The sequence below is a fragment of the Burkholderia sp. 9775_39 genome (assembly GCF_015712225.1).
GTDB classification, from domain to species: domain Bacteria; phylum Pseudomonadota; class Gammaproteobacteria; order Burkholderiales; family Burkholderiaceae; genus Burkholderia; species Burkholderia cenocepacia.
This window is the reverse complement of record NZ_JACCQC010000098.1, coordinates 1-421: the sequence shown is the minus strand read 5'-3', so window position 1 is coordinate 421 and position 421 is coordinate 1. Positions and strand designations below refer to the sequence as shown.

Below are 421 nucleotides of genomic sequence, written 5' to 3'. Positions count from 1 at the left end.
GTCCGCCTGCGCACGTGTTGCACGTACTGCAGCGCCTTTACGCGAGTTCAAAATACGGAATTGAATACCGCCTTTATCGGCAGCCAGTGCCATCGCACCGCCCAAAGCATCAATTTCACGCACCAAATGCGATTTACCAATACCACCGATGGCCGGGTTACAGCTCATCTGCCCTAAAGTCTCAATGTTATGAGTTAAGAGTAAAGTCTGTCGACCCATACGCGCTGCAGCCAGAGCCGCTTCCGTACCGGCGTGACCGCCACCGATAACAATGACATCGTATACTTTAGGATAATGCATAGTGGTAATTGAGAGATAAAAAAGGATAGCTGAGCATTATAGCAAATTTCACTCTAAAGTAGACAAATTCAGTAGAATTTATCCTCAGATAAATCACACTTAACTCGCACAACATTAAAGC

1 protein-coding gene is annotated in these 421 nt (G+C 46.1%); it reads right to left on the bottom strand.

Translation table 11 applies throughout. From position 1 onward, the window contains the following. Positions 1 to 300 (bottom strand): FAD-dependent oxidoreductase (locus H0X90_RS35435; protein WP_196438449.1); only part of this gene is annotated, 300 nt, incomplete at its 3' end. Positions 301 to 421 lie beyond the last annotated feature (121 nt).